Annotated in this window: 28 protein-coding genes; 7 read left to right on the plus strand and 21 right to left on the minus strand. The window is 61.0% G+C overall.

Annotated features, from left to right (window positions below; genetic code table 11):
• Nucleotides 1–184: 184 nt before the first annotated feature.
• Nucleotides 185–937 (minus strand): TlyA family RNA methyltransferase, encoded by a 753-nt coding sequence (locus DBR44_RS17145; protein ID WP_124645221.1) that lies wholly within the window; start codon nucleotides 935–937, stop codon nucleotides 185–187.
• Between the two features lie 419 nt (nucleotides 938–1356).
• Between DBR44_RS17145 and DBR44_RS17150 the strand changes: the two genes are divergently transcribed.
• Complete coding sequence (locus tag DBR44_RS17150) at nucleotides 1357–2889, plus strand: BCCT family transporter (protein WP_305000454.1); 1533 nt, start codon at nucleotides 1357–1359, stop codon at nucleotides 2887–2889.
• A gap of 191 nt (nucleotides 2890–3080) precedes the next feature.
• A complete protein-coding gene (locus DBR44_RS17155) occupies nucleotides 3081–3710 on the plus strand; it encodes a YceH family protein (protein WP_124645223.1) in 630 nt (209 codons plus the stop codon).
• Nucleotides 3711–3833: 123 nt separating this feature from the next.
• Here DBR44_RS17155 and DBR44_RS17160 read toward each other — a convergent pair whose 3' ends face one another.
• The 5 genes from DBR44_RS17160 to DBR44_RS17175 form a co-directional block, all read right to left on the minus strand.
• Nucleotides 3834–4196, minus strand: a complete 363-nt coding sequence (locus DBR44_RS17160) for a cupin domain-containing protein (protein WP_124645224.1) — start codon at nucleotides 4194–4196, stop codon at nucleotides 3834–3836.
• A gap of 116 nt (nucleotides 4197–4312) precedes the next feature.
• The gene (locus tag DBR44_RS17165; protein WP_124645225.1) at nucleotides 4313–4843 is read right to left on the minus strand and encodes an arsinothricin resistance N-acetyltransferase ArsN1 family B; all 531 of its coding nucleotides are present in this window, start codon (nucleotides 4841–4843) and stop codon (nucleotides 4313–4315) included.
• 53 nt (nucleotides 4844–4896) lie between these two features.
• A complete protein-coding gene (locus DBR44_RS17170) occupies nucleotides 4897–5469 on the minus strand; it encodes a glutathione S-transferase family protein (RefSeq protein ID WP_370449673.1) in 573 nt (190 codons plus the stop codon).
• Nucleotides 5470–5613, minus strand: a complete 144-nt coding sequence (locus DBR44_RS19650) for a hypothetical protein (protein ID WP_199731090.1) — start codon at nucleotides 5611–5613, stop codon at nucleotides 5470–5472. It lies immediately after the preceding gene.
• Between the two features lie 202 nt (nucleotides 5614–5815).
• Nucleotides 5816–7849 carry a prolyl oligopeptidase family protein gene (locus DBR44_RS17175; protein ID WP_124645226.1) on the minus strand — a complete coding sequence of 678 codons (2034 nt, stop codon included), beginning with the start codon at nucleotides 7847–7849 and terminating at the stop codon, nucleotides 5816–5818.
• Between the two features lie 368 nt (nucleotides 7850–8217).
• Here DBR44_RS17175 and DBR44_RS17180 point away from each other — a divergent pair, with 368 nt between their 5' ends.
• Nucleotides 8218–8532, plus strand: a complete 315-nt coding sequence (locus DBR44_RS17180; RefSeq protein WP_124645227.1) for a hypothetical protein — start codon at nucleotides 8218–8220, stop codon at nucleotides 8530–8532.
• Between the two features lie 65 nt (nucleotides 8533–8597).
• Here the strand turns inward: DBR44_RS17180 and DBR44_RS17185 are convergent, their stop codons facing one another.
• The 3 genes from DBR44_RS17185 to DBR44_RS17195 form a co-directional block, all read right to left on the minus strand.
• On the minus strand, nucleotides 8598–9368 hold the full coding sequence (locus DBR44_RS17185; RefSeq protein WP_124645228.1) for an alpha/beta hydrolase: 771 nt from the start codon (nucleotides 9366–9368) through the stop codon (nucleotides 8598–8600).
• Nucleotides 9369–9439: 71 nt separating this feature from the next.
• A complete protein-coding gene (gene ltaE / locus DBR44_RS17190) occupies nucleotides 9440–10468 on the minus strand; it encodes a low-specificity L-threonine aldolase (RefSeq protein WP_124645229.1) in 1029 nt (342 codons plus the stop codon).
• Nucleotides 10469–10599: 131 nt separating this feature from the next.
• Entirely contained in the window at nucleotides 10600–10824 is a 225-nt protein-coding gene (locus tag DBR44_RS17195; protein ID WP_103522987.1) for a hypothetical protein, read from the minus strand.
• Nucleotides 10825–11063: 239 nt separating this feature from the next.
• Here DBR44_RS17195 and tcdA point away from each other — a divergent pair, with 239 nt between their 5' ends.
• Nucleotides 11064–11849, plus strand: coding sequence for a tRNA cyclic N6-threonylcarbamoyladenosine(37) synthase TcdA (gene tcdA, locus DBR44_RS17200; RefSeq protein ID WP_124645230.1), 786 nt, complete (start codon nucleotides 11064–11066; stop codon nucleotides 11847–11849).
• A gap of 74 nt (nucleotides 11850–11923) precedes the next feature.
• Here the strand turns inward: tcdA and DBR44_RS17205 are convergent, their stop codons facing one another.
• The 8 genes from DBR44_RS17205 to DBR44_RS17240 all read right to left on the minus strand — a co-directional run bounded on the left by DBR44_RS17205 (nucleotide 11924) and on the right by DBR44_RS17240 (nucleotide 20401).
• Entirely contained in the window at nucleotides 11924–12664 is a 741-nt protein-coding gene (locus DBR44_RS17205) for a M48 family metallopeptidase (RefSeq protein WP_124645231.1), read from the minus strand.
• 144 nt (nucleotides 12665–12808) lie between these two features.
• Entirely contained in the window at nucleotides 12809–13801 is a 993-nt protein-coding gene (gene oppF / locus DBR44_RS17210) for a murein tripeptide/oligopeptide ABC transporter ATP binding protein OppF (RefSeq protein WP_124645232.1), read from the minus strand.
• Nucleotides 13794–14795, minus strand: coding sequence for an oligopeptide/dipeptide ABC transporter ATP-binding protein (locus tag DBR44_RS17215; protein ID WP_124645233.1), 1002 nt, complete (start codon nucleotides 14793–14795; stop codon nucleotides 13794–13796). The genes oppF and DBR44_RS17215 overlap by 8 nt, the downstream gene beginning before the upstream one ends.
• An 11-nt stretch (nucleotides 14796–14806) precedes the next feature.
• Nucleotides 14807–15721 (minus strand): ABC transporter permease subunit, encoded by a 915-nt coding sequence (locus tag DBR44_RS17220; RefSeq protein ID WP_124645234.1) that lies wholly within the window; start codon nucleotides 15719–15721, stop codon nucleotides 14807–14809.
• 15 nt (nucleotides 15722–15736) lie between these two features.
• A complete protein-coding gene (gene oppB, locus DBR44_RS17225) occupies nucleotides 15737–16657 on the minus strand; it encodes an oligopeptide ABC transporter permease OppB (RefSeq protein ID WP_059285663.1) in 921 nt (306 codons plus the stop codon).
• 185 nt (nucleotides 16658–16842) lie between these two features.
• Nucleotides 16843–18462: a peptide ABC transporter substrate-binding protein gene (locus tag DBR44_RS17230; protein ID WP_124645235.1), complete on the minus strand. Its 1620-nt coding sequence runs from the start codon at nucleotides 18460–18462 to the stop codon at nucleotides 16843–16845.
• 597 nt (nucleotides 18463–19059) lie between these two features.
• On the minus strand, nucleotides 19060–20094 hold the full coding sequence (pyrC, locus tag DBR44_RS17235; RefSeq protein ID WP_124645236.1) for a dihydroorotase: 1035 nt from the start codon (nucleotides 20092–20094) through the stop codon (nucleotides 19060–19062).
• Between the two features lie 76 nt (nucleotides 20095–20170).
• A complete protein-coding gene (locus DBR44_RS17240; protein ID WP_124645237.1) occupies nucleotides 20171–20401 on the minus strand; it encodes a sulfurtransferase TusA family protein in 231 nt (76 codons plus the stop codon).
• 113 nt (nucleotides 20402–20514) lie between these two features.
• Between DBR44_RS17240 and DBR44_RS17245 the strand changes: the two genes are divergently transcribed.
• The 3 genes from DBR44_RS17245 to DBR44_RS17255 all read left to right on the plus strand — a co-directional run bounded on the left by DBR44_RS17245 (nucleotide 20515) and on the right by DBR44_RS17255 (nucleotide 22883).
• Nucleotides 20515–21294, plus strand: a complete 780-nt coding sequence (locus DBR44_RS17245) for an NRDE family protein (protein WP_124645238.1) — start codon at nucleotides 20515–20517, stop codon at nucleotides 21292–21294.
• Between the two features lie 14 nt (nucleotides 21295–21308).
• Nucleotides 21309–21830 (plus strand): CNP1-like family protein, encoded by a 522-nt coding sequence (locus tag DBR44_RS17250; protein ID WP_124645239.1) that lies wholly within the window; start codon nucleotides 21309–21311, stop codon nucleotides 21828–21830.
• A 138-nt stretch (nucleotides 21831–21968) separates the two neighbouring features.
• Nucleotides 21969–22883: a DMT family transporter gene (locus DBR44_RS17255; protein WP_233578637.1), complete on the plus strand. Its 915-nt coding sequence runs from the start codon at nucleotides 21969–21971 to the stop codon at nucleotides 22881–22883.
• Nucleotides 22884–22897: 14 nt separating this feature from the next.
• On the opposite strand, the gene moaC is transcribed toward DBR44_RS17255, so the two are convergent.
• The 4 genes from moaC to ftsZ form a co-directional block, all read right to left on the minus strand.
• Entirely contained in the window at nucleotides 22898–23377 is a 480-nt protein-coding gene (moaC, locus tag DBR44_RS17260) for a cyclic pyranopterin monophosphate synthase MoaC (protein ID WP_124645240.1), read from the minus strand.
• A gap of 60 nt (nucleotides 23378–23437) precedes the next feature.
• Nucleotides 23438–23620, minus strand: coding sequence for a hypothetical protein (locus tag DBR44_RS17265; RefSeq protein ID WP_124645241.1), 183 nt, complete (start codon nucleotides 23618–23620; stop codon nucleotides 23438–23440).
• Nucleotides 23621–23622: 2 nt separating this feature from the next.
• Nucleotides 23623–24534, minus strand: coding sequence for a UDP-3-O-acyl-N-acetylglucosamine deacetylase (gene lpxC / locus DBR44_RS17270; RefSeq protein WP_199731101.1), 912 nt, complete (start codon nucleotides 24532–24534; stop codon nucleotides 23623–23625).
• A gap of 117 nt (nucleotides 24535–24651) precedes the next feature.
• On the minus strand, nucleotides 24652–25836 hold the full coding sequence (ftsZ, locus tag DBR44_RS17275; protein WP_103522973.1) for a cell division protein FtsZ: 1185 nt from the start codon (nucleotides 25834–25836) through the stop codon (nucleotides 24652–24654).
• Between the last annotated feature and the right edge of the window lie 95 nt (nucleotides 25837–25931).

Raw genomic sequence — 25931 nt, forward strand, 5'->3', positions numbered from 1 at the left:
ACCTGATGCTGGGCAGCTTGGCCGAAAACGTCATGCGCAAGACCCACTGCCCACTGCTGGTGGTGCGCGGCGAGGAAGACTGAAGCGCCCCCAGCCGATATCCCACCGCACCGTCAGGCCACAGGCAAGGTGGCCGGTGCCATCCGCAGAGTGTGCGATGCCTCTGCGGATTTTCTTTGCCCGCTCAATAGACAGCCCGGCGTGCCAGCACGAAGAACTCGCGGTTGCCATCGGCACCGGTCAGCGGGCTGTCAAACCACTGCTCCACTTCCCAGTCCAGCTCGTCCAGGCAGCTGCTGATCTTGTCCTGCACGCCGGCAAACAGGCTTTCATCGCGCACGATGCCACCATGTCCCAGCGCGCCGCGCCCCACCTCGAACTGCGGTTTGACCAGGCCCAGCAAACGGCCGCTCTCCCCCAGCAAAGGCAGGGCCGATGGCAGGATCAGCGTCAGCGAGATAAACGACACATCGCACACCATCAGGTCGAATGGCTGGCCAGCATTGGCCTGCAACAAGGTCCGGCCATCCAGCGCACGGGCGTTCACCCCTTCAAAACAGCGGACGCGCGGATCATCCCATAGTTTGGGGTGCAGCTGATCATGGCCAACATCCACGCCCACCACATACTCGGCACCAGCCTGCAAGGCGCAATCGGTAAAGCCGCCGGTAGACTGCCCCACATCCAGCACCCGCCAGCCAGTGATATCCAGCCCGGCCTGCTGCAAGGCCCCATCCAGCTTCTGCCCGCCACGGGAGACAAAGCGGTCGGCCGGATCAGGCCTGACCTGCAAGGGCGTGCCGGCGGGAAACTTTGAACTGGCCTTGCTGATAACCTGGCCATTCAGGCTGACCCGGCCGCTTTCCAGCAGGCTTTGTGCCGCCGTACGTGAAGTGGCAAGTCCTTGTTCCACCAACAGAAGATCCACCCGCTTCATCACCGTTTCCTTGCATGCTTTTCGAAAGGCGACAGGTTGGCCAGTCCGCCGCATGCTGTCAAGCATCCATCCATTTAGCGGCAGCGGGACAGCAGGGCAAGTCGCCCGCGCAGGATCGTGCCGCCCCTCGCCGATTCAGTATATTTGTTTACAACAATTTACTAATAATGATATGGTAAAAAGGCAATATCTTGAATTCATTCAATTATCCATAACGGCACAGCACAGATTGCCGCTCATTTCAGGCTGCCTCGCCGTGTTGCATCGCCACTTGCCATGCCACAGCAGCCACACCATCCGCCTGCCACCCGCAGCGCCCCTGCGCCTGCCCGGGTGACAGCCATGCCCACACCCTGCCAGTGAATGCCGCCCTGCCCGGTTTTCTGCTGGCTGCCCGATGAAAGGAGACAAGCTTGGTCTTGCGCCTATCCCTGTTACTGACTGCCCTGTTTGTGCTGTTCGGCGCACTCGCCCCACAACAGCTGGCCGACTCCACCGCCACCTTGCTGGCCTATACCATTTCCCGCTTTGGCTGGTTTTACCTGCTCAGCGTCTTCGGCTTTCTGGTGTTTGCGCTGTATCTGGCCTTTGGCCGTTTCGGCCATATCCGCCTGGGAAAAGAAGATGAGGAGCCGGAGTTTTCCCGTGGCAGCTGGTTTGCCATGCTGTTTTCTGCCGGCATGGGCATAGGCCTGGTGTTCTGGGGCGTGGCCGAGCCGCTGTCCCACTTCGCTACCCCGGCCAGCGCCGCCATCACGCCCCAGTCGGCCGACGCGGCCCGCGCCGCCATGCGCTATGCCTTTTTCCACTGGGGCCTGCACCCGTGGGCCATCTACAGCCTGATGGGGCTGATTCTGGCCTATTTCAAATTCAACCGTGGCACCCCGGGCCTGATCAGCGCGGCCTTCCGGCCGCTGCTGGGCGCGCGGGTCGATGGCCCCATTGGCAAGGCGATTGATATCCTGGCCGTGCTGGCCACGGTATTCGGCGTGGCCACTTCGCTGGGCTTTGGCACTTTGCAGATCGAAAGCGGACTGCAAAAACTGTTCGGCCTGCAGGCTTCGCCCTGGCTGACCTTTGCCATCGTCGCCATCGCCACCGTGCTGTTTCTGCTGTCCTCGCTCACCGGCCTGTCACGCGGCATCAAGTGGTTGTCCAATCTCAACATCCTGCTGGCCTGCGGCCTGATGCTGCTACTGGTGGTACTGGGCCCCAGCGGTTTCATCTTTGATACCTTCACCACCACCTTCGGCGATTATCTGGGCAATCTCACCAGCATGAGCCTGCGCATGTCGCCCTTCAGCCAGAGCAGCTGGATTGCCAGCTGGACGCTGTTTTACTGGGCTTGGTGGGTGACCTGGGCACCGTTTGTCGGCATGTTCATCGCCCGTGTCTCGCGCGGGCGCACCATTCGCGAATTCGTGGTGGGGGTGATGCTGGTGCCGGCCCTGGCCAGCTTTGTCTGGTTTGCCGTGTTCGGCGGCACGGCACTGGAGCTGCAACTGTTTGCCGGTGCCGACCTGGTCAGCGCAGTGAAACAGGATGTGTCCACCGCGCTGTATGTGATGTTCGACTACCTGCCGGGCGGGCGGGCCCTGTCCATACTGGCCATGCTGCTGGTGGTCAGCTTCTTCGTCACCTCGGCCGACTCCGCCACCTTTGTGCTGGGCATGCTGTCCTCCGGCGGTTCGCTCAATCCGGGTCACCGCGTCAAGCTGATCTGGGGCGTGCTGCTGTCGGCCATTGCCCTGGTGCTGTTGTCCAGCGGCGGGTTGAAGGGTTTGCAGACCATGTCCATCGTGGCTGCGCTGCCCTTCATGCTGATCATGATCGGCATGGCGGTTTCGCTGTACAAGGCACTGTCCCAAGATGAAGATGCCGCGCGCCAACGCGAGATTCAGCGCCTGCACCAGCTGGATGCCCTGCTGGCGAAACAACAGCCACCACAATAAGAGCGGCTAACAAAATAGCGTAGCGTCCCTGGGGCAAGGCGCGCCGACGCAGACAGTACAAAGAGTACGGCAAGGAGGCGCAACGCAGCAGCAGGGTTTTTGTTAGCGGCTCTAAGGCCGGACGGCGACAAAGCTTGGTTGCCGGGAGCGCTTGGTGCGATGATGTGCGCATTGCAACAAGGGAGCACAAGATGGATACACACCAACTGGATGCCGCGGAAGTACGGGTACTGGGCGCACTGGTCGAGAAACAGGCGCTGACACCCGATGCCTACCCGCTGACGCTGAACAGCCTGTCTTCCGCCTGCAATCAGCTCACCAGCCGCGAGCCGGTGATGCAGCTGTCCGATGCCGAGCTCAGTGCCGCCCTGGCCGGACTGATGGCGAAAAAACTGGTCACCGAGCGGCTGCCGGCCGGCAGCCGGGTCGCCAAGTATGAGCATCGCCTGAACTATGAATGGAATATCGACGGCGCACGTCAGGCCGCACTGGCGCTGTTGATGCTGCGCGGCCCGCAGACCAGCGCGGAGATCCGCACTCGTTCCGGCCGCATCTACAGCTTTGGCGGCGTGGAAGAAGTAGAAGGCGCACTGGAAGCGCTGGCCGACAAATACCCGCCGCTGGTCATGAAACTGCCGCGCCAGCCGGGTGAGCGTGAGGCGCGCTGGTGCCATCTGCTCAGTGGCGAACCCAGCCCGAATGAAATCAGCGCAGCAGCCATCATCGATGTCGGTGTCGCCGGGCGGGTAGCGGCACTGGAAGCCGAAGTGGCCGCTCTCAAGGCCAGATTGCAACAGCTGGAACACAGCCTGGGCGAATAAGAGCCGCGAACAAAAGCCTGATGCGGCGCTGCGCTATCCTGTTAGCCGCATCAAGTCTTGCCGTTGATCGCCAATAGCAAAGCCCCGCCAGTGCGGGGCTTTGTTTTGTCCTGTCAGGCGGGGCTACTTGGCCTCGAAGATGGCGTAGGTCTTGCGCGCCGGTTCCAGCACCTCCCATACCCCTTCGAAACCTGCAGGAATGACGAAATGGTCGCCGGCATACAGCTCCACGCTGTCGCCGTGGAGATCGGTCAGCCGCACATAGCCTTCCAGCAGGGTGCAGAATTCGTGCTCGCTGTATTTCACCTTCCAGCTGCCACGGCCACCACTCCAGATACCGGCGTGAAACTGGCCGCTAGGGTCGGAGTAATGGTTTTCTACTGTCTGGGCGCACTCGCCTTCGATGCGACGGTCGGCCGGTGCATTGAATTGCTCGACCCGTACCGGGTTGCGTTGAAACACGATGATGTCGCTGGCTTGTGCCATGTCTGCTCCTCCTGTGAGTATTTGATCAAAAATGTCACAAAGCGGAGCAGCTGTCCAAGGTTTTGCACGCACCACTCTGGGGAGAGGACGGCTCCACAACGGCGCAGATCGCGCGGTCAGCCCGCATCCGGCAGTGGTGGGCCATCATTGAGTTTCAGCTCCCAATAGCCCACGTCCAGCCAGCGGCCAGCCTTCCAGCCCACCTCGTGAAAAGTAGCCACCTGACGGAAACCCAGCCCCTCGTGCAGGGCGGCACTGGCCGGATTGGGCAGGGCAATGCCACCAATGGCCATGTGCACGCCCAGCGCGCGCAATTGCTGCAGCAAGGCGCGGTACAGCCGGCTGCCCAGGCCCTGACCACGGGCGGCGGCGGCAAAGTACACCGATGTTTCCACTGCAAAGCGGTAGGCATGCCGCACCCGCCAGCGCGTGGCATAGGCATAGCCCAGCAGCTCGCCATGCAGCTCCACCACCAGCCAGGGCAGGCCTTGCTGGCCAACCTTGTACATGCGCTCGACCATTTCCTGCTCGGTCACCGGCTGTTCTTCAAAACTGATGGTGGTATCCAGCACGTAGGGGTTGTAAATCGCCACAATGCTGGCGGCGTCGGCCGCCGTGGCCGGGCGGATGTGGATATCTTGGCTCATGCTCAGGGTCTGGGGCGGGATGATGCCGTTCTGCTGTGCAAGAAACGCGCCAGTCATGCTTCGGTCGTCCAGTCGGGAAAGTATTGCCGGCGCAGCCGCTCGACATAAGCCTGCAGATTGGGATGCTGCCGCACCGCCTGCTGGCTGGGAGTATCACCCAGGGTGGCCAGCCAGGCCGAGGCGACAAAGGCAAACACCGTGGCATCCAGCCAGCTCGGGGACTCGCCCAGCATATAGGGCTTATCACCCAGCAGGGCGGCCAGGCTGGCCACATCCAGCTGCAACAGCCGCTGGCGTTCGGCCGGACTGAAGCGTCCCAGGCCCTGACCATGCAGATTGGCGCGCACCTTGCGCCGGATCATGCGAATGACCATGCCGCGCAGCAAGAATGGCACGCGCTGGAAAAACACCCCCGGGCCACGGGCAAAAACCGCATCATCCATCCAGCGTTCATGCACCACACACCAGTACAGATGGTCGCTGCACAGGCACTCCACGCTCCAGGCCAGCGCCTTGTCAGCCTCCGACAGCCCAGCATCCAGGGTGATGCCATGCTGCTCGGCCAGATGCAGGCGGATCAGCGTGGAATCCGGCACTTGCCTGCCGGCGTCGTCGATATAGGGCAGCTAGCCCTTGGGCGCACGGCGCATGCTGCCACGCAGCTTGCGATAAGGCAGGCCGGACAGCTTGAGCAGCATCTCGGCCTTCAGCACAAAGGGGCTGGCATCGGGCAGGCCGAAGGCCGGGCCAAACACGTACAGGGTGATCACTGGCGTCTCCTCGGCAGGAAACGCCCAGACTAACATTGTCGCCTGCTGATGACGATGGCCTAGAGCCTGTTCAAAGTCTCGCGAGCTAGAGTGAGACAAGGCGAAAACGGCTAAGGAAGCGGAGTTTACATAAAGTAAATGAGCATTCCGCAGACGTTTTTAACGCGGTATCACCGAAGCGCAGCAGACTATGAACAGGTTCTTAGTCCATCAGCCGCTGATATAGATACACCAACACCCGCGCCAGCTCGTCGGCAGTCTGCTGCTGGCCGGCATTGCCGGTATGGCCGCCAGCATCGGTTTCGATCAGCAGCGCTGCGTGGCCCAGCTCCTGCATGCGTGCCACCATCTTGCGGGCATGGCCGGGGTGGACCCGGTCGTCGCGCGCACTGGTGGTAAACAGCGCCAGCGGGTAAACCGCCTCGGACTTGATCTGGTGATAAGGCGAATAGGCAGCTAGCGCCGCCGCCTCGTCCGGATTGGCCGGATCGCCGTATTCGTCTATCCAGCTGGCCCCCGCCAGTAGTTCGGTATAACGCAGCATGTCCAGTAGTGGCACTTCGCACACCACGGCCTTGAACAGTTCCGGCCGGCGCACCATGCAGGCCGCCACCAACAGGCCACCATTGCTGCCACCTTCGATGCCCAGCTTGTCCGGAGAGGTCAGCCCACTGGCAATCAAGGCTTCGGCCACCGCGCAAAAATCGTCAAAGGAAACCGGGCGCTTCACCCCTTGTGCGGCCTGATGCCAGCCAGGGCCAAACTCCCCACCGCCACGGATGCAGGCCAGCACGAAGGCCCCGCCCTTTTCCAGCCAGTGTGCGCCAAAGTTTTCCACGTAATACGGCATCATCGGCACTTCGAAACCGCCATAGCCATACAACAGGGTGGGCGTGCTGCCATCCAGCACCACATCGCGGGCGCGCACCACGAAATAGGGAATCGCCACCCCGTCCGGCGCAGTGGCCCAGCATTGCTCGGCCACAAAACGGCTGGCATCAAAAGCAGCGGGCTGCTGGCGCAGGCATTCCTGCTCGCCACTAGCCACATCCAACCGGTACAGGCCGGTGGGATTAAGGAAATCGCTGAAGCTATAGCACAGCACTTCGCTGTCCCAGGGTTGGTCGGCAAACTCGATCACGCCGGAATCCGGCACCGGCAGGCTGCGCGGCTGCCACTGCTCGCCATGCAGCTCAAACGCCTGCAGACGGCTGCGGACATTGTCGATCAGGTTCACCACCACGCTGCTGCGGGTGGTTTCCACCGACTCGATGGCCAGCCGCGGCGCCGGCTCCACCAGGCACTGCACCGCCCCCTCACCGCCCAGCAAGTGGCGTAGCGGCACGGCCAACAGGCTGCCCGCCAGATAGGTTGCACCCTGCCACGGCCAGTCTTCGGCCAGCTTGACGATGAACTGGCCATGCAGATAGCCCTCGATATCCGCCTTGGCCGGCAGTGGCAGCGGCCGGGTCTGCAGATCGGCGTCGATCAGATGGTAGGTCTTGCTGTAAAAGCCATCCGCGGCTTCGATCAGGTCCAGCACGCCATCCACGCCGTCCAGATAGCGCCAGGCCGCCACCATCATCGCACCGGCGGGTGCGACAAACAGCTGCTGCCATTGATGCTGGCCATCGGCCGCACGTTCCACCAGCCATACCTCGCTGGGATAGCCGGAACGGGTCAGCGGCGCGCCCTTCCAGCCCGGGCAGACAAACACACTGTCCGGGTCACGCCAGGCGATATGATTCTTGCCCTTGGGAAAACGCAAACCCTGCTCCACCCAGGCGGCGGCATCCAGATCGTATTCCCAGGCCAGGCTGGCATCGCCACCACCCTCGCTCAGATGCACCAGCACCCGTGTGGGCGCAACCGTGCAATGCGCCACGCCATCCAGATACCAGTCCTTGCCAGCTTCGGCCGCCAGCGCATCCACATCCAGCACCGTCTGCCATTCCTGTGCACCAGCCCGGTAAGCCGCCAGTGTACTGCGGCGGTAAATGCCGCGCGGATGGGTTTCATCCTGATGGAAGTTGTACAGCCAGCCGGCGTGCTCGGAAAAGAAGGGAATCTGCCGCGTATCGCGCAGGTGCGCCAGGATGTCGCGCTGCAAGGGCGCATAGCGCGCATCGGCATCCAGCAGCGCCTGGGTGCGACTGTTCTGTGCAGCAACCCATTGCTGGACTGCAGGGTCGTCGAGGCTTTCCAGCCACAGCTGGGAATCGGGAAGGTGGGACATGACAGGACCAGAAATTCAGACAGGCGCACAGCTTAGCACCGACACCCGGCAACCATGAATCAAACACGCGACGGGGAAATACGCTCGACCCGTTCTTTAGTACTGGGCCAGCCGTGCCAATGCTCGGCACTTTTGCAAAAGCCCAAAAAATCCTCGCAATCAAGCCTGGATTTTTAACAAAAAATGCCAAAAATATGTGTTTTTATCAATCAAAACACCAGAATGGCTGTTTTTATAAGTCAGTCTTCACAAAGTTTCAGCAATACTTCAGCAATCGATAACTAGCGGTTTTCTGGTCAATTTCCTATAACCTGTGTAGAAATTTCTTATTTACTGCATCTGTTTACTTATTAATTTTGGAAATAATCATGAAAAACCTGCTCGCCACACTCAGCGTCCTGCTTCTGCTTAGCAGCAACGGCGTCGCCGCCAGCACTGGCACCATCAGTTTTCATGGTGCCATCGTCAATACACCCTGCACCCTCCCGGCCGAAACCTGGATGAACTACGCCCAGCACCCGGCTGCCTACAAAATGGCGCGCGAGGCGGCTGCCAACCCCAGCTGCGCCGGCCCGGCGGCAACCCAGTCGGTAGGGGTTTCCCGCTACATCGCACCGCCCCTGGCCAGTGTCTACACGATGGACAAGCCGGCCAAGGCCATCGTTACCGTGGTCTATGACTGATACCGCTCATGCCACTGGCCACCGCTGCCGGACAGTGAGCCCCACTCGTTCCAGCGAACCGCGGCTCAGGGCTGATGCTGTTTTATCCAGGCCGCGATCTGGCTGATGACTTCATCCTCGATACCGTTATACCCATGTGCGGCCCAAGGCTGGCAGGGGTCACCCCAGTTCTGTCCGCCATCAAACTCCAGCAGGGCGCGCGGCTGTGCCTTGAGCAGCCCGTCCAGTATCGGCTGCACATTGGCCGGCAGGCTTTCCTTGCACTGGTCATGCCGGTGCTGTACCAGCAAGACCGGCAGGCTGAGCTGTGGCAAATCCATGGCCGCAACATTGCCACGATCGTGATTGATGGTGGAGGTCAACACCAGCCCGGCCACGCGCGGTTGCAGGCGGATGCCGATAGCCGCCGCCGAGGTCGTGCCTCGGCTGGTGCCCACCAGCCATACCGGAACCGCGGCCCGACGGCGCAACTCATCCATCACCACGGCAATATCTGCGGCATGCTCGGCGCTGCTGCGAAAATCGTTACGGCTGATATTGTCCGGATGGTCGGACGGCGCATCCACCACCGCCACCTGAAAGCCCTGCTCTGCCCAGCGCTGGCGGGTCCTGACCAGAAAGTTGCCGGCACCGGCACCCAACTGGCCGCTATCGCCCAGTTTCAGCGTGCCCTCGCCACCGGTAAACAGGATCAGGCTGGCCAGCGGCTTGCCGGCGGGTTCCAGCAACAACAGACGCTGGCTCACGCCGGGACGGGTGCTGAGCGTAAGCAGCTGCTCATCGGCCAGCACCCTGCCGCAACACAATGCCAACAACAAGATCCATACGCTTTTCATGCTGTCTCTCCGCACTTGCAGATTCAATCGGGGGCGTCCTGACAGCGCATGGCACGCTGCGGGCCGGACTGTCAGTCACTTAATACCCGCTGAAACACCTCCAGTACCCGGTCGATGGCTTCCCGGCTGACCTGCCAGTGCGTCACCAAGCGCATGCGCCCACCCTCGGGCGGATTGGCCTTGATGCCGGCAGCCGTCAGGGCGGCCATCAGTTCGCTGATATCGATGTCGGCCAGCAAGCGGAACCACACCATATTGATGTGCACGTCGTCGATGTCCACCTCGATGCAGGGCATGCCGGCCAGTTGCTCGGCCAGATAGCGGGCATTGGCGTGGTCTTCGGCCAGACGCTGGGTCATCTCGGTCAGCGCGAGCAGGCCCGGTGCCGCCAGCACCCCGGCCTGACGCCAGCCGCCACCCAGCAGCTTGCGATTGTAGCGGGCGAGGGCAATGAAATCGGCCGAGCCGGCCAGGATGGAACCGACCGGTGCGGCCAGCCCCTTGGACAGACAGCACATCACCGTATCGGCATGACGGGTGATCTCCTGCACATCACAGCCCAGATACGTGGCGGCATTGAATACCCGCGCCCCATCCAGATGCACCGGCACGCCGTGGCAACGGGCGATGTCGGCGGTGCGCTGCATGATGTCCAGCGGAATCACCCGGCCATTGCTGTGAGCGTTTTCCAGGCAGATCAGCCCGGTCTTGGGCCAATGCACATCCTGGCCCACCCGGATGCGCGCTTCGATTTCCTGCGGATCCATCACCCCCTTGTCGCTGGCAATGGTGCGCAACTGCACGCCACCGATCACCGCCGCACCGCCGGTTTCGTGCCAGACGATATGGCAGTCGTCGCCCAGAATCACCTCGTTGCCACGCTGGCAGTGGGTGAAAATGGCCAGCTGATTGCCGAAATTGCCGGTGGGCACAAACAGCGCGGCCTCTTTGCCCAGCAGCCGGGCGGCCAGGGTTTCCAGTTCGACCACAGTCGGGTCGTCACCATAGACATCGTCGCCCACCACGGCATGAGCCATGGCGTGACGCATGGCCTGGGTGGGTTGGGTAACGGTGTCACTGCGCATATCAATCCACTGCATGCTGTGCTCCTGCAAATGAAAGCGGCGGCCATAAAGGCCGCCGTACGAGGAAATTTCTGAATCAGGCCCTGCCTGATTGTGCCAGCAAACGGGTTGCCGGGGGCAGTACGCAGATTGTGGGAATCACTCCATCAAGGTATTCGATATGCCTGCTTCAGTTCGCTGACGCGGCGCTGGGCGGCCAGCATGGCCGTGCTGTTCATCGAGATGTCGCTGCCGCACTGGCAGCGCAGGGTATGGTCGGGGGACAGGGCTTTCAGATGATGGCGGTTTTCATGGCCGCACTGCACGCAGGCGATGACGACGGTGGCGTTGTAATGCTTGTCCAGGTCGATATCGAAACTCGGTAGCTTCATGGGAGACTCCCTTGAGATCACGGAGGCAGGCCCGGTTCAGAGGAATGCCGGTGTGCATTCTTGACGGACCCACAGACAAGGATAGGCAAGGGTAAGGAAAGTTCCAATAAATCAGCTGCTTGTTCTTAGTCCGCCGCAGCCGGCTGTTGCAGGCAGGACGCAGCCGCTTTCTGCCACACCACTGGTCAGCCAGCCCCGGCTTGGTTATGCTTGGCCGTTTTTCCGTACCGGATGCCCCGATGTCGCACGATGCTGATCTTGAACGCCGCTTTGGCGGTATTGCCCGCCTGTATGGCGCAGAGGCGCTGAGCCGTTTCCAGCAGGCTCATGTCTGTGTGGTGGGCGTGGGCGGGGTGGGTTCCTGGGCGGTGGAAGCACTGGCGCGCAGCGCCATCGGCCACCTGACGCTGATTGATCTGGACAATATTGCCGAATCCAATACCAACCGCCAGCTGCCGGCACTGGACCCGCATTACGGCATGGCCAAGGTGACGGCACTGGCCGAACGGGTGCGCGCCATCAATCCGGCCTGCGTGGTGCAGGAAATCGAGGATTTCGTCACTGAAGACAATCTGGATGCCATGCTGGGCCAGGGCTTCGACTTCATCATCGACTGCATCGACAATCTGCGGGTCAAAACCGCCATGGCAGCCTGGTGTGTACGCCAACGCCAGCCCTTCATCGTGTCCGGTGGTGCCGGCGGCCAGATGGACCCGACCAAGATCAAGCTGGCGGATCTGGGCGAGGTCACTTACGACCCGCTGTTGTCCAAGCTGCGTTATAACCTGCGCCGTTATCACGGCTTCCCGCGCGATGCCGGCAAGAAGCTGCAGGTTCCCTGCGTGTTCTCTACCGAACAGCTGGTTTATCCCGACACACAAAGTTGTGAGGCCGACAGCAGCCGTGGTCCGCAGGGTCTGTCCTGCGCCGGCTTCGGTGCCGGCATGGTTGTCACCGCCAGCTTTGGGCTGGTAGCGGTGTCACATGCGCTGAAGCAACTGGCCAAGCCGGCGAAAAAGCGCTGAGTCGCCCTGCACTGCACTGGCAGGACAAGCAAAAAGGCCTCCATGCGGAGGCCTTTTTTCAGCAGGAAGACTGATCAGTTGGCGATCAGCTTTTCCACCTTGGTGGCGCGCTCGCCCGGAGCCGGGTGGCTGGCCAGCATGCTGCTGTCGTTGCCGTACAGCTCGGCCAGTTTGCGCAGGGCGGACGGTGCGCCTTGCACATTGTAGTTGTGGCGCTTGAGGAAGCCCACGCCATAGGCATCGGCATCGCTTTCCTGCGATTGCGAGAACTGTGCATTGACGATGGCTTCGGCAAAGTTGCCCAGGTCGGACTCGCTCAGGGCTGCGGCAGTGCTGTTGCCGCTGCTACCGGCGGCCTTGCGCGCAGCGGAAGCGGAGTAAGCCAGCTGCATGGCTTTCTTGGTGTGACCCAGCTTCACGTGGCCGATTTCATGGCCGATCACGAAACGCACCTGGTCGTCATCCATCTTGTCCAGCAGGCCGCTGTACACACGCACGGTGCCATCTGCCATGGCAAAGGCGTTCACTTCCTTGGTCTGATAGACCTTGAAGTTCAGCTTGGTGCCGTCTTCGCTGTCCAGACCCTTGACGATCTTGGCCAGACGCTTGCCATAGGCGCTGGAGGGGGCGGCTACCTTGTTTTTCTTGTCCATGGCCACGCTGGATTCAGCGGCCAGGCTCTTGACGTCGGCATCGCTCAGCGTAGCGGCCTTGAGCAGGTCGCTGCCGGAGCTGAGCATGCCGTTCAGATCGAAAGCCTGGGCTGCGCCAGACAGGGACAATGCCAATACCAGAGCAAGGTGCAATTTTTTCATCACGAAATCCTGTTTTTTTAGAAAGCGCTAACATGCTAGCGTAATTTTTCGTTAAGCAACAGTCCACTTTGTTAACACTGGGATAACAATCAATAAAAAGCCCTGCATGAAAATGCAGGGCTTTTGCTTGGCACCAGCGCGTAATCAGGCCAACAGGCAGGAGCTCTGGCTTTGCTCGCTGATCTGGCGCAGCTGGATTTTCTCCGTACCGCAACGCGCCTCGGCCTGTGGGCAGCGGGTGCGGAACACGCAGCCCGAAGGCGGGTTGATCGGGCTGGGCAGATCACCCTGCAGGATCTGGATGACCTTGTTTTTCTCCAGCTTCGGATCGGGAATGGGAATGGCCGACAGCAGCGCGCGGGTATACGGGTGCGCAGGCGCATCGTACAAGGCATGCTTTTGTGCCAGCTCCATCTCGCGGCCCAGGTACATCACCAGGATGCGGTCGGAGATATGCTTGACCACCGCCAGATCGTGGGCGATGAAGATCAGCGCCAGGCCCATCTCGCGCTGCAGCTCTTTCAGCAGATTGATGATCTGCGCCTGAATCGACACGTCCAGTGCCGACACCGGCTCGTCGCAGATGATCAGCTTGGGTTCCAGAATCAGCGCCCGGGCAATGCCGATACGCTGACACTGGCCGCCGGAAAATTCGTGCGGATAGCGGTTGATCATCTGCTCGCGCAGCCCCACCCGCGCCATCATGGCGCGTACCCGCTTCATCACTTCGGCTTCCGACAGCTCCGGTTTGTGCACCCGCAGCGGCTCGCCGATGATGTGCGCCACCGTCATGCGCGGATTGAGCGAGGCCAGCGGATCCTGGAAGATCATCTGGATGTCCTTGCGCACCGCGTGCCAGTCCTTGTCCGTGCCGCGAGTCAGGTCCTTGCCCATCCACACGATTTCGCCGCTGGTGGCCGGAATCAGGTTGAGGATGGCGCGCGACAGCGTGGACTTGCCACAGCCGGACTCGCCCACCACACCCAGGGTTTCACCGGCGTACAGATCGAAGCTGACCCCGTCCACCGCCTTCAGCGTGCGCTTGGCACTCCACGGCCAGGCGCCGTCGCCCTTGACCTGAAAATGCACTTTGACATCACGTACCGACAGAATCGGCTGCTTGGCTTGTTCAGACATGGGCCACCTCCTGTGCTGCCTGCTGCAATTCGTCTGCCGGTTTGTGACAGGCGCGCAGCACCTGCGGGTTCACGTTGCTGGCGGCCAGTGCCGGCAGTTCGTCCGCGCAGCGGCTGCTGGCGTGGGTGCAACGCTCGGAGAACGGGCAACCCTTGGGCATTCTGGCCATATTGGGCGGATTGCCCGGAATGCTTACCAGCTCGCTGCCATCGTGATCCAGCCGTGGCAGTGCGCCGAGCAGACCGATGGTGTAGGGGTGGCTGGGCTGATAGAAGATATTGTCAGCGCTGCCGTACTCCATGGCGCGGCCGCCATACATCACCATCACTTTTTCGCAGAGGCCGGCCACTACGCCCAGATCGTGGGTAATCATCACGATGGAGGTACCGAAATCACGCTGCAGCTCTTTGAGCAGAGTGAGGATCTGTGCCTGCACCGTCACGTCCAGCGCGGTGGTGGGTTCGTCGGCAATCAGCACTTCCGGCTCGCACAACAAGGCCATGGCAATCATCACCCGCTGGCGCATGCCGCCGGAGAATTCATGCGGATACATATTGATGCGGCGCGCGGCTTCGGGAATGCGCACCGCGTCCAGCAGCTCGATGGCGCGTTTTTTCGCGTCACGGCGGCTGATGCCCTTGTGCAGCTCCAGCACCTCGGTCATCTGGCGCTCTACTGTCAGATAGGGATTGAGCGAGGTCATCGGGTCCTGGAAAATCATCGCCAAGCGGTCGCCACGGATGCGGTTCAGCTCGGCCGGGCTCATGGCCAGCAGGTTCTTGCCCTGGTACAGCGCTTCACCGGTGGTTTTGCCGTTCTTGGCCAAGAGGCCCATCATGGCCAGCACCGTCTGGCTCTTGCCCGAGCCGGATTCGCCAACGATGCCCAGGGTCTGCCCCTTTTCCAGCTCGAAGCTGACGCCGTTGACTGCGCTGACCACACCGTCGTTGGTCTGGAACTGCACGCCCAGATTACTTACTTTCAATAGACTCATCTGTTGCTACCTCAACGATCTTTCGGATCGAGCGCATCGCGCAGGCCGTCGCCGATATAGTTGGCGCAGTACAAGGTGACCGACAGCAGGCCGGCCGGAAACAGCAGAATCCACGGGCTGGCATCCATCACGCCGGCACCATCCTGAATCAGCACACCCCAGCTGGTCATCGGCTCCTGCACACCCAGGCCGAGGAAGGACAGCACGGATTCGGTCAGAATCACGCCCGGCACGGTAACCGTGGTGTAGATCACCACGATGCCCAACAGATTGGGCACGATGTGGCGGAAGATGATCTTGGGCGTGGATACGCCAATGGCGTGCGCCGCCTCGACATACTCCTTGGACTTGATCGCCAGCGTCTGACCGCGCACCACCCGTGCCATGTCCATCCAGGAGAACACGGTAATGGTCAGCACCACCAGGTAGAAGTCGCGGCCCAGCAGGGTCACCATCAGAATGGCGATCAGCAGGTAGGGCACGGCGTACATCATGTCGACGATGCGCATCATCAGCGAATCGACCTTACCGCCCATGAAGCCGGCGGTGGCCCCCCAGACAATGCCCAGTGCCACCGAGGCGATGGTCGCCAGCGCACCCACCATCAGCGAAATGCGGCCGCCGATCAGGCAGCGCACCAGCAGGTCACGCCCCAGCGCATCCGTACCAAACCAGTGGGTATTGGCCAGCGTCGGGGCAATGCCCATGGCGTCCCAGTCGGTGTCTTCATAGGTGTGCGGCAGCACCATTGGCCCGAAAATACAGGCCAGGGTGATCAGCACCAGCATGATCAGGCTGAGCACGGCGGCCTTGTTGCGGAAAAAACGTACGCGCGCGTCACGCCACAGGCTGCGGCCTTCCACGGCGGCATCGACCAGACCATTGTCCAGCGCCGCCGTCATGGCTTTCTGTTTGCTTTGCATCATGATTTTTGCTCCCGCTCAGTAGCGAATCTTCGGGTCCAGCAGCGCATAGGCCAGATCCACGAGCAGGTTGAGAACAACGGTAATCACCGTCACCAGCACCACCAGCCCCAGTACCAGGGTGTAGTCGCGGTTGGCGGCACCATTGACGATGAGCTTGCCCAGGCCCGGCAGGCCGAACACGGTTTCGGTCACCACTGCCGCGGTAATCGAGGAAATGGCCAGCGGGCCAATCACCGACACCACCGGCATCAGCGCCGGCTTGAGCGCATGGCGCAGCACGATGGTACGCATCGGCAAACCCTTGGCACGGGCGGTGCGGATGAAGTTGCTGCCCAGCACCTCGATCATGCTGCCGCGCATCACGCGGCCGATGGTGGAGATGTTGATGAACACCAGCAGGGCAATCGGCAGCACCATGTAACGCAGCGAGAAATCATCCCAGCCGCCGGCCGGCAACCATTCCAGGCCGATGGCAAACACCATCACCAGCACCGGGCCCAGCACGAAGGACGGAAAAGCGCCGCCGATATTGCCCAGCAGCATGACGAAGTAGTCGATCAGGCTGTTCTGGCGCAGTGCGGCCACAATGCCCAGCGCCACACCGATAAACAGCGAAATCACGATGGCACCACCACCAATGGCAGCGGATACCGGCAGGGCCTTGCCCACCAGATCATTCACGCTCCAGTCGGCATAGCGGAAGGATGCACCCAGATCACCCTGCAGCAGGCTCTTGATGTAATACAGGTATTGCTGCCACAAGGGCAGATCGAGATGGTACTTGGCCTGCAAGTTGGCCAGCACCGCTGCCGATACCTTGCGCTCCCCGTCAAAGGGGCCGCCCGGCGTCAGGTGCAGCAACAGATAGCAAACGGTAATGACGGCCAGCAGCGTGGGAATGGTGGCCAGCACGCGTCGGAAAGTATAGGACCACATGGGGATACTCCAGCCGGTTGTCGTCCGCCAGCACAGCACGCGTCTTGTGAACGCGCCTGCAGGGCGAACCGCTCCGGCATGATGCTCTACATCACAAGCCGGATGTCCGTCTGGCGGACATCCGGCCTCTGTTCAACCGGGGGCAAGCGCCCCCGCCTCTTGCATCATTCAATCAAGCGTCATGCTTAATGCTGAATGATGTAGAGGTCCTTGCCGCGGTAGCGGTCCATCGGGTTCTTGCCGTAGCCACCCACATAGGACTTCACCAGACGCGGTGCGGTGTATTGCAGCAACGGAATCATCGGATAGTCATCCATGATCATCTTCACGGCCTGGGTGAACAGCTGCTTGCGCTTGGCCTGATCGGTGGTATCGCTACCCTGCTTGATCAGCGCTTCGGCCTTGGCATTGCAGTTCTTGTTGTCGTTCTGGTCGTTGTCGCACTGTACCAGCGCCAGGAAGGTGGTGGCGTCGTTGTAGTCGGCATTCCAGCCATTGCGGGCGATCTGGAAGTCGGCGTCATGGCGCTTCTTCAGCAGCACCTTGAATTCCAGGCTTTCCAGCTCGGTATTCAGGCCCAGCTTGGATTTCCATTCGGAAGCGGCAAAGATGGCCATCTTCTTGTGGTAGTCACTGGTGTTGTAGGCAAATTTCAGTTTGGTGCCGGGCTTCACGCCAGCTTCGGCCAGCAGCTTCTTGGCCTCTTCCACCCGCTTGGCCATCGGCCATTTCACCCAGTCATAGCTGGTGACATCGGCGCCGGCAGTGCCGGTGACGATGGCGCTGTAAGCCGGGGACTGGCCGTCGGCGGTTACTTTCTTGGCCAGGATGTCACGGTCCAGCACCATGGACAGCGCCTTGCGCACGCGCACGTCCTTCAGCAGCGGGTCCTTGTTGTTCAGCGAGTAGTAGCGCAGGCCCAGGAAAGGCGCATTGCGGATTTCCTTCGGGTACTGGGTCTTGTACTTGTCGTAGGTGCCGGACGGCAGTTCCAGCACCCAGTCGTTTTCGCCGGACTCATACAGCTTCACGTCGGCATTGTGGTCTTCGATCGGCAGATAGGTGATCTTGCCCAGCTGCACGTTCTTCACATCCCAGTACTGGGCATTCTTTTCCACCACGATCTTGCTGTTGACCTGCCAGTCCTTCAGCGCAAAAGCGCCGTTGGAAACCATCTTGCCCGGCTTGGTCCAGTCCTTGCCAAACTTGTCGATGGTGGCCTTGGGCAGCGGTGCCAGCTGGGTATTGGCTACCAGCGACGGCATGAACGGCACCGGGTAGGGGGTTTGTACTTCCAGGGTGTATTTGTCCACAGCCTTCACGCCCAGCGAGGAAGCCGGCTTCTTGCCTTCGGTGATTTCCTTGCCGTTCTGGATGAAGATGCCATAGGTGGAGGCATAGGGAGAGGCGGTCTTGGGATCGACAAAACGCTGCCAGCCATACACGAAATCGCTTGCGGTCACGGCGGAGCCATCCGACCACTTGGCATTCTTGCGCAGCTTGAATACCCAGGTGGTGGGGCTGGTCTGCTTCCACGACTCGGCCACGCCCGGCATCACCTTGCCAAAGCTGTCGGTGGCGGTGAGGCCTTCGAACAGATCCATGGTGATGGTATTGGCCGGTACCGATTCGGCCAGCACCGGATCGAGCGATTCCGGCTCGGAACCGGTGTTGCGGATCAGCTCCTGCTTGGCAGCCAGCTTGACGCCTGCCGGTACCTGGGCGGCCATGGCAAAACCGGTCGTACCGGCCAGTGCCAGGGCAACTGCGGCCGCGGCCACGCGCAGCGATTTATTGTGTGACATTCGCCTATTCTCCTGTTCTGTAGAGCCCCGCTTATTGCGGGTGCGCAAATTCTTTTATCCGAATTATGTTCGGAACTTTCCCGATTAACTGTCCGAAACGGGCCGGGCCATTATGCGCCAGCGTTTTTAAATTCTTCAAGTATGATTCAGAACAATATGACAAGCGTTTTGCCAAACCCGTGTCATTTCAACGACGTTAGCGCTTTTGCCAGCAATTTTTCACAGTATTTTCAGCCAAACCACAAAATTTACCGCCCCTGCCATGAGTAATTATATTGGCAGGCATTATTATCTTGCATGCGTCGACTGATTTAGCCGGCACATTTGCTGCCAGGGCACACTGCCATTTGCCTATTCAGGCCGGCAGCATATTAATCAGCAGATTACAGTAACGAATATCAGTACGATAAAAACCTGAATCCAGCCGTATCGCCCGTCAATCAAGGCGCTCCACCCAAGCTGCATGACATGGCCAACCTCAGCCAGCCGCCACCATGGCGTTGGATTGCCAGACAATACCTGGCGGTAAAACCATAAAAAAAGCTCCCACCCGGGAGCTTTCATCAACACAGCCGGCTATGGCCGGCAGCAGCGGCTTCAGTCTTGCAGACGCCAGTGGATGGTTTCGCCAGCACGCAGCGGCACCAGGCTGTCGCCGTCATACTCCAGCGCTGCCGGCACCTGCCAGCTTTCCTTCACCAAAGTGACGGTGTCGGCATTGGGAGCCAGGCCATAGAAGGCCGGGCCGTTCAGGCTGGCAAAGGCTTGCAGCTGGTCCAGCGCACCGGCGGCCTCGAAGGCTTCAGCATACAGCTCGATGGCGGCATGGGCGGTATACATGCCGGCACAGCCACAGGCCGCTTCCTTGGCATGGCGTGCATGCGGGGCGCTGTCGGTGCCGAGGAAGAACTTGGCCGAGCCGGAAGTGGCCGCCGCCATCAGCGCCTGGCGATGCAGTTCGCGCTTGAGTACCGGCAGGCAGTAATGGTGAGGACGGATGCCGCCAACGAAGATGGCATTGCGGTTCATCAGCAGGTGATGGGCGGTGATGGTGGCCGCGATATTGGCCGGCGCACTGGCGACATACTCGGCCGCATCCTTGGTGGTGATGTGTTCGAACACCACGCGCAGCGACGGCAGGCGGCTTAATAGCGGCTGGAATACCTGCTCGATGAACACCGCTTCGCGGTCGAAAATGTCGATGGCCGGATCGGTCACTTCACCATGCACCAGCAGCGGCATGCCGCACTCGGCCATGGCTTCCAGTGCCGGCATAGCCTTGTCGATGCTGCTCACGCCAAAGTCGGAATTGGTGGTGGCACCCGCCGGATACAGCTTGATGCCGTGCACGAAACCACTGGCACGCGCCTTGTACACTTCCTCGGCACTGGTGTTGTCGGTGAGGTAGAGCGTCATCAGCGGCTGGAAACGGCTGCCAGCCGGCAAGGCTGCCAGAATGCGTTCACGGTAGGCCGCAGCAGCTTCCACCGTAGTCACCGGCGGCTTCAGATTGGGCATGATGATGGCGCGGCCCATCTGGCGCGCGGTATCGGGCAGCACGGCCGCCAGGGCTGCGCCGTCGCGCAGGTGCAGGTGCCAGTCGTCGGGACGGATGAGGGTAAGGGTCTGCATGCGGTTTCGCTCTATCTCTGGACTATCGGTATCAGGACAGGCAGGCGGCCACCGGCCAGGGGTGCCGCCGCCCACATCATTTGCGGCGCAACACCATGCGGAACTTGCCTTCCGCGGTGGTGGCGGATTCGAGCAGGGCATTGCCGGTCTGGCGGCAGAATGCCTCGAAATCCTTGGGCGCGCCGGGGTCGGTGGCGATCACTTCCAGCACCTTGCCGCTGTCCATTTCCGCCAGTGCCTTCTTGGCACGCAGGATGGGCAAGGGGCAGTTCAGGCCGGACAGGTCAATCAGGCGGTCGGGAGTCATGGGGGTTTCGCTCAGTCTTACGTTACAATGCCAATTGGAGGCGGTATTCTACCGGCTCTGTATCCGCTTAGTGTACGCCACTCGTCAAGCCCCCCAAAATCGGGACACCCGCCATGTGCGTGATTGCCTTTGCCTACAAGATGCCCGGCCTGGGCCAGCTGGTTTTGCTGGCCAACCGCGACGAATACTACGCCCGCCCCAGTGCGACGCTGGACTGGTGGGAAGGCCATGCCGACACCCTGGGCGGCCGCGACCTGCAGGCGGGCGGCAGCTGGCTGATAGTAGATGGTCGGGGCCGCTTTGCCGCGCTGACCAATTTCCGCGAAGGCTATGGCAAGAGCGGGGAACGCTCGCGCGGTGAGCTGGTGCAGCGCTTTGTCACCGGCGATGACGATCCCTTCAGCTTTGCCGACTGGCTGCGCGACAACCACCAGCACTACGCCCCGTTCAATCTGCTGTACGGCAAGGTGGACGACCTGTTCCACTTCCACAGCCGTGGTGCCCGCATTGCCCGGGTGACACCCGGCATTCATACCCTGTCCAATGCCACGCTGGACACGCCCTGGTTCAAGAGCGAGCGGCTGGCCGAACACCTGCGCGGCCTGCGTCAGCCTCCCAGTGAGGCGGAAGCCTTTGCCTGGCTGGCAGATGCCACTCAGGCCGGCCCGGGCCAGTTGCCCAATACCGGGGTTGGCCTGGCGCTGGAAAAAACCCTGTCGCCCGTGTTCATTCAGGGACGCGACTACGGCACTCGCTCCTCCATGCTGCTGAACGTATCGGCACGGGGTGATGTAAGCTTGTCCGAACTTTCCTGGGGGCTGGCCGGCCGTGAAGCCGGCCGCCGCCGTTACACCATCCGGCCGGGGCAGGTACAACACCCGGCCAAGCTTTGAAGCAGGAGACGTGCTTGAAATTGTCCCGATATGGTCTGGCTCTGGCCGGACTGCTGCTGGCGCTGAGTGCCCAGGCCAGCGAATACAACAAAGGCTTCAACAATACCAATTACGCGATGGACGAAGTGCAGCCGTGGAGTGAAGGCCAGTTCACTATTCCGGCCTACCCGACCGCACCAGACTGGATCGGCTTTTATGTCGGCCCGGAAGTAGCCAACAAATACTTTGCCGACAGCAAGAGCCTGAGCGTGGGTGAAGATGGCGTGGTGCGGCTGATTCTGCGCGTGCAAAGCCCGTCCGGTGCGGAAAACCTCAGCGTGGAAGGCATACAGTGCGCCGAGGGGAGCTATCGCAGCTATGCTTTTGGCGACAGCATCAACAAGCGCTGGATAGAGTCGCTGCGCGCCGACTGGCGCAAGATTGCCTACGACGACAAGGCCCGCCGCGCGCTGCGTGAAGACCTGTGCGTAGAGAAGACGGCCCCGAAATCCGTCGAACAGGCCATCAAGCTGTTGCGCGCCGCCCCCTGGCGCTAAATAAGGCCCAGCGTGGACAGCAAGGGCCAGATCATCCGCCCGCTGTGCACGCTGTTTTGCACCAGTCAGGTGCAAGCGCCATGACAAGCAGGTGAAATTGCGGTATCAATAGCTGTTTAATCCGCATTTGGCCGTCCTGTGTCCTCCAGCCCTTCCGCCCTGCCCCGCGCCCTGACGCTGGCTCAGTTCAAGATTCTTCTCTCCGCCATCGGTTTTGGCAGCATGGCCATCCTGGCCCGCTTTGCCTATGCCGACGGCGTGTCCACCGCCAGCCTGCTGTTCCTGCGCTTTTTCCTTGCCGGGATGTTGCTATTGCCATGGGTCGTCTGGAAAAAGCTGCCGTGGCCACGCGGACGCGCCCTGCTGGTGCTGATGGCCATGGGCAGCCTGGGCTATGCCGGCATGGCTGCCTGCTATTTTTCCGGTCTGCACTATGCCAGTGCCGGCACCATTGCCCTGCTGCTCTACCTGTTCCCCGCCATCGTACTGGTCTTGTCCACGCTATTGCTGGGCGAACGATTCAGCGCACGCCGCCTGCTAGCCCTGCTGCTGGCACTGGCCGGCCTGGCCATCACCATCGGCCTGGAATTGTCGGCCCAGCCGCTGGGCCTGCTACTGGGGCTGGCATCTGCCGTGATCTATTCGCTGTATATCCTGGCGGGCAGCCGCTATACCCAGGGCTGCCATCCTTTGACTTCAGCCTGCGTGGTGGTGTTTTCCGCCGCCACTTGCTATGGCGTCTATCTGGGCAGCTCAGGATTTCACGGTCCGGCCAGCCTGCATGGCTGGCTGGCGGTATTGGGCATTGCCTGCTTCGGCACGGTAGCCGCGCTGGCGCTGTTCCTGTCCGGGCTGGCCGTTACCGGAGCCACCCAGGCCTCGCTGATTTCCACTGCCGAACCGGTGGTCACCATCCTACTGGCCTGGCTGCTGCTGGGTGAGCAACTGGGATGGAGCCAGGCACTGGGCGGCGGGCTGATCCTGGCGGCGGTCATCCTGATCAGCCGTGAGGCACGGCCGGAGCAGGTACAGTTAACCGAGCTACATGATTAGAGCAACACGCTGGCTCAGTCTTGGCGCTGCCAGTGGCCGCTCTTGCCACCCTCTTTTTCCTGTAGCTGCACGGCAGAAATCACCATGCCACGGTCCACGGCCTTGCACATATCATAAATAGTCAGCAGGCCAACGCTGGCGGCGGTGAGCGCTTCCATCTCCACGCCGGTCTGGCCGCTGCACTCGGCAGTGACGGTGATGTGCACCGCGCTGCCGGCTTCGTCCAGCATGAAGTCGACCGCGACACGGGTCAGGGCGATGGGGTGGCATAGCGGGATGAGGTCGGCGGTACGCTTGGATGCCATGATGGCGGCGATGCGGGCAATGCCCAGTACGTCGCCTTTTTTGTGGTTGCCATCGCGGATCAGCGCCAGGGTGGCGGGCTGCATCTGTATGCTGCCCTGCGCCACCGCACGGCGGCGCGTGCTTTGCTTGTCACCGACATCCACCATATGGGCCTGGCCGCTGGCATCGAAATGGGTCAATCCGGACATGAAAACCTCCAGCAAGATGTAGCCTCAAGCGGCCACGGGAAAGAGGCTGGCAGTGTGCCGCTAGCGGATCAGTTTGCCAATTAGCCAGAAGAGGGTGAGCAGCAGCCCCAGGCCGCCAGTCCACTTGCACAGACGCTGGCTCTGCTTGAGATAGCGCGGGTTGCGCGTGAGGGCGTAGCTGATGGCAGACCAGCCAAAAGCCAGAATGATGACAATGGCCCACAGCCGCCACAGCGCCAGCATGGCTACACCACCTCGGGCAGGCGGTGGAAGCTGGACGGGGCATCCAGCGGGTCGGTAAAGCTGACGTATTCCCAGGCGTCCGGTGTGTCCAGCAGCTTGCGCAGCAATTTGTTGTTGAGCGCATGGCCGGATTTATGGCCAGAGAAAGCGGCAATCAGCGGGTGACCAATGATGTAGAGGTCGCCAATGGCATCCAGGATCTTGTGGCGCACGAATTCGTCGGGGAAACGCAGGCCTTCCGGATTGAGCACATATTCGTCGTCGATGACGATGGCGTTGTCCAGGCTGCCGCCCAGTCCCAGTCCGTGCTGGCGCATGTATTCCACTTCGTGCATGAAGCCGAAAGTACGGGCACGGCTGATTTCGTCCAGATAAGAGCTGCTGGCGAAATCGATGGTGACCTTTTGCGGGGCCAGATTGAAAGCAGGATGGTTGAACTCGATGGACAGGGTGATTTTGAAGCCATCCATCGGCTCCAGCTTGACCCATTTGTCACCTTCGACAATTTCCACTGCCTGTTTGACGCGAATGAAGCGCTTGGGCGCAGTCTGCTCGACCACGCCAGCGCTTTGCAGCAGATAAATGAAAGGGGCGGCGGAGCCATCCATGATGGGCATTTCCGCCGCCGTCACCTCGACAATGAGGTTGTCGATGCCAAAGCCGGCAAAGGCTGACATCAAATGCTCGATCGTGCCGACACGCACGCCGGTGGCGGTCACCAGCGTGGAGGAGAGGCGCGTGTCGTTGACGAGCGCAGGCTCGGCTTTCACATCCTCCGACTCGGGCAAGTCGGTGCGGCGAAAGACGATGCCGGTGTCGGGCGCTGCCGGCAGCAGGGTAAGTTTCACCCGCTCGCCAGAATGCAAGCCGACACCTGTGGCGCTGATCGCTTGTTTCAGCGTGCGCTGGAATATCATGTGAAGCTTTCAGGCAATCGGGAAAACCCGATTTTAGCACAGGCTTGCGCCATGCTTTATTGATTGCTTGTCACAGATAAATAGTTTTTAACTATTTTACCAGATAGGCCTTTCTCAATCGGCCTGCTTGCGCAGGAAGGCCGGAATGTCATAGCTGTCGCTGACTTCCGGATTGGAAAAGTCGGTGGACGGCGCAGCGCGGCGACGGCCCTGACGCATGATGGCCGGGGTATCGAAATCGTCGTAGTTGATGACCTCTACCGCACGGTCGTCGGTGCCGGTCTTGACGATCTTGATGTATTCCGGACGCTCTTCGCGTACCGGCTTTTGCTGACCCAGGCCAGTGGCGATCAGGGTGACACGGATGGTGTCTTCCGGCATGTCTTCCACTTCGGCGGTACCGAACTTGATCTGTGCATCTTCGTCGGCGTACTGACGGATGATGCCCATGATTTCGCGGTATTCGCTCATCTTCAGGCAACCCGGTGCGGTGGAGATGTTCACCAGCACGCCACGGGCACCTTCCAGGGTGATGTTGTCCAGCAGCGGGCTGGCCACGGCCTGCTCGGCGGCCACGCGGGCACGGTCGATACCGGAAGCGTAGGCGGAACCCATCATGGCCAGGCCCATTTCGCACATCACGGTGCGCACGTCGGCAAAGTCGACGTTGATCAGGCCGGGGCAGGTAATCACTTCGGCAATACCGGCTACCGCGCCCTTGAGCACGTCATCGGCAGCACGGAAGGCTTCGCGCATGGTGACATCGTCGCCCAGCACTTCCATCAGCTTTTCGTTGGGGATGACGATCAGCGAATCGACATGCTTTTTCAGGTCTTCGATGCCGCTCTGGGCCACTTTCAGGCGCTTGCCTTCGTGGTCGAACGGACGGGTGACCACGCCCACGGTGAGGATGCCCAGCTCCTTGGCCACTTCGGCCACCACCGGCGCTGCGCCGGTACCGGTACCACCACCCATGCCGGCAGTCACGAAGACCATATTGGCGCCGCGCAGGGCATCGGCGATGCGTTCGCGGTCTTCCAGTGCGGCGCTGCGACCCACTTCGGGGTTGGCACCGGCACCCAGACCACGGGTCAGGTTGTTGCCCAGTTGCAGTTTCTGCGGCGACTTGTTGCGCTGCAGGGATTGCGCATCGGTATTGGCGCAGATGAATTCCACACCATGTACATGACTGCTGATCATGTTATCGATGGCATTGCAACCACCACCGCCCACGCCGATCACTTTGATCACGGCCGCGTTGGCGGTCTCTTGCATTACTTCAAAAACCATTCCGCTCATTTGCCTCTCCTCAAGTTTAAGATGAGCTTACATTTCCGATATTTACTGCTGCCCGATAAAACACATCACCCCAGCGGCCACCCGGCCGCCCAGGC

It is taken from the genome of Aquitalea sp. FJL05 (assembly GCF_003852595.1).
Taxonomy (GTDB): domain Bacteria; phylum Pseudomonadota; class Gammaproteobacteria; order Burkholderiales; family Chromobacteriaceae; genus Aquitalea; species Aquitalea aquatilis.

Excerpts from the sequence above, each read along its gene's own strand:
- DBR44_RS17245 (WP_124645238.1), top strand. The coding sequence starts at position 20,515 with ATGTGCGTGATTGCCTTTGCCTACAAGATGCCCGGCCTGGGCCAGCTG.
- DBR44_RS17180 (WP_124645227.1), top strand. The coding sequence starts at position 8,218 with ATGAAAAACCTGCTCGCCACACTCAGCGTCCTGCTTCTGCTTAGCAGC.
- DBR44_RS17185 (WP_124645228.1), bottom strand. The coding sequence starts at position 9,368 with ATGAAAAGCGTATGGATCTTGTTGTTGGCATTGTGTTGCGGCAGGGTG.
- DBR44_RS17240 (WP_124645237.1), bottom strand. The coding sequence starts at position 20,401 with ATGACTCCCGACCGCCTGATTGACCTGTCCGGCCTGAACTGCCCCTTG.
- DBR44_RS17205 (WP_124645231.1), bottom strand. The coding sequence starts at position 12,664 with ATGAAAAAATTGCACCTTGCTCTGGTATTGGCATTGTCCCTGTCTGGC.
- DBR44_RS17175 (WP_124645226.1), bottom strand. The coding sequence starts at position 7,849 with ATGTCCCACCTTCCCGATTCCCAGCTGTGGCTGGAAAGCCTCGACGAC.
- moaC (WP_124645240.1), bottom strand. The coding sequence starts at position 23,377 with ATGTCCGGATTGACCCATTTCGATGCCAGCGGCCAGGCCCATATGGTG.
- DBR44_RS17215 (WP_124645233.1), bottom strand. The coding sequence starts at position 14,795 with ATGAGTCTATTGAAAGTAAGTAATCTGGGCGTGCAGTTCCAGACCAAC.
- ltaE (WP_124645229.1), bottom strand. The coding sequence starts at position 10,468 with ATGCAGTGGATTGATATGCGCAGTGACACCGTTACCCAACCCACCCAG.
- oppF (WP_124645232.1), bottom strand. The coding sequence starts at position 13,801 with ATGTCTGAACAAGCCAAGCAGCCGATTCTGTCGGTACGTGATGTCAAA.
- pyrC (WP_124645236.1), bottom strand. The coding sequence starts at position 20,094 with ATGCAGACCCTTACCCTCATCCGTCCCGACGACTGGCACCTGCACCTG.
- DBR44_RS17155 (WP_124645223.1), top strand. The coding sequence starts at position 3,081 with ATGGATACACACCAACTGGATGCCGCGGAAGTACGGGTACTGGGCGCA.
- DBR44_RS17220 (WP_124645234.1), bottom strand. The coding sequence starts at position 15,721 with ATGATGCAAAGCAAACAGAAAGCCATGACGGCGGCGCTGGACAATGGT.
- DBR44_RS17165 (WP_124645225.1), bottom strand. The coding sequence starts at position 4,843 with ATGAGCCAAGATATCCACATCCGCCCGGCCACGGCGGCCGACGCCGCC.
- DBR44_RS17160 (WP_124645224.1), bottom strand. The coding sequence starts at position 4,196 with ATGGCACAAGCCAGCGACATCATCGTGTTTCAACGCAACCCGGTACGG.
- DBR44_RS17230 (WP_124645235.1), bottom strand. The coding sequence starts at position 18,462 with ATGTCACACAATAAATCGCTGCGCGTGGCCGCGGCCGCAGTTGCCCTG.
- tcdA (WP_124645230.1), top strand. The coding sequence starts at position 11,064 with ATGTCGCACGATGCTGATCTTGAACGCCGCTTTGGCGGTATTGCCCGC.
- ftsZ (WP_103522973.1), bottom strand. The coding sequence starts at position 25,836 with ATGAGCGGAATGGTTTTTGAAGTAATGCAAGAGACCGCCAACGCGGCC.
- DBR44_RS17145 (WP_124645221.1), bottom strand. The coding sequence starts at position 937 with ATGAAGCGGGTGGATCTTCTGTTGGTGGAACAAGGACTTGCCACTTCA.
- oppB (WP_059285663.1), bottom strand. The coding sequence starts at position 16,657 with ATGTGGTCCTATACTTTCCGACGCGTGCTGGCCACCATTCCCACGCTG.
- DBR44_RS17195 (WP_103522987.1), bottom strand. The coding sequence starts at position 10,824 with ATGAAGCTACCGAGTTTCGATATCGACCTGGACAAGCATTACAACGCC.
- DBR44_RS17265 (WP_124645241.1), bottom strand. The coding sequence starts at position 23,620 with ATGCTGGCGCTGTGGCGGCTGTGGGCCATTGTCATCATTCTGGCTTTT.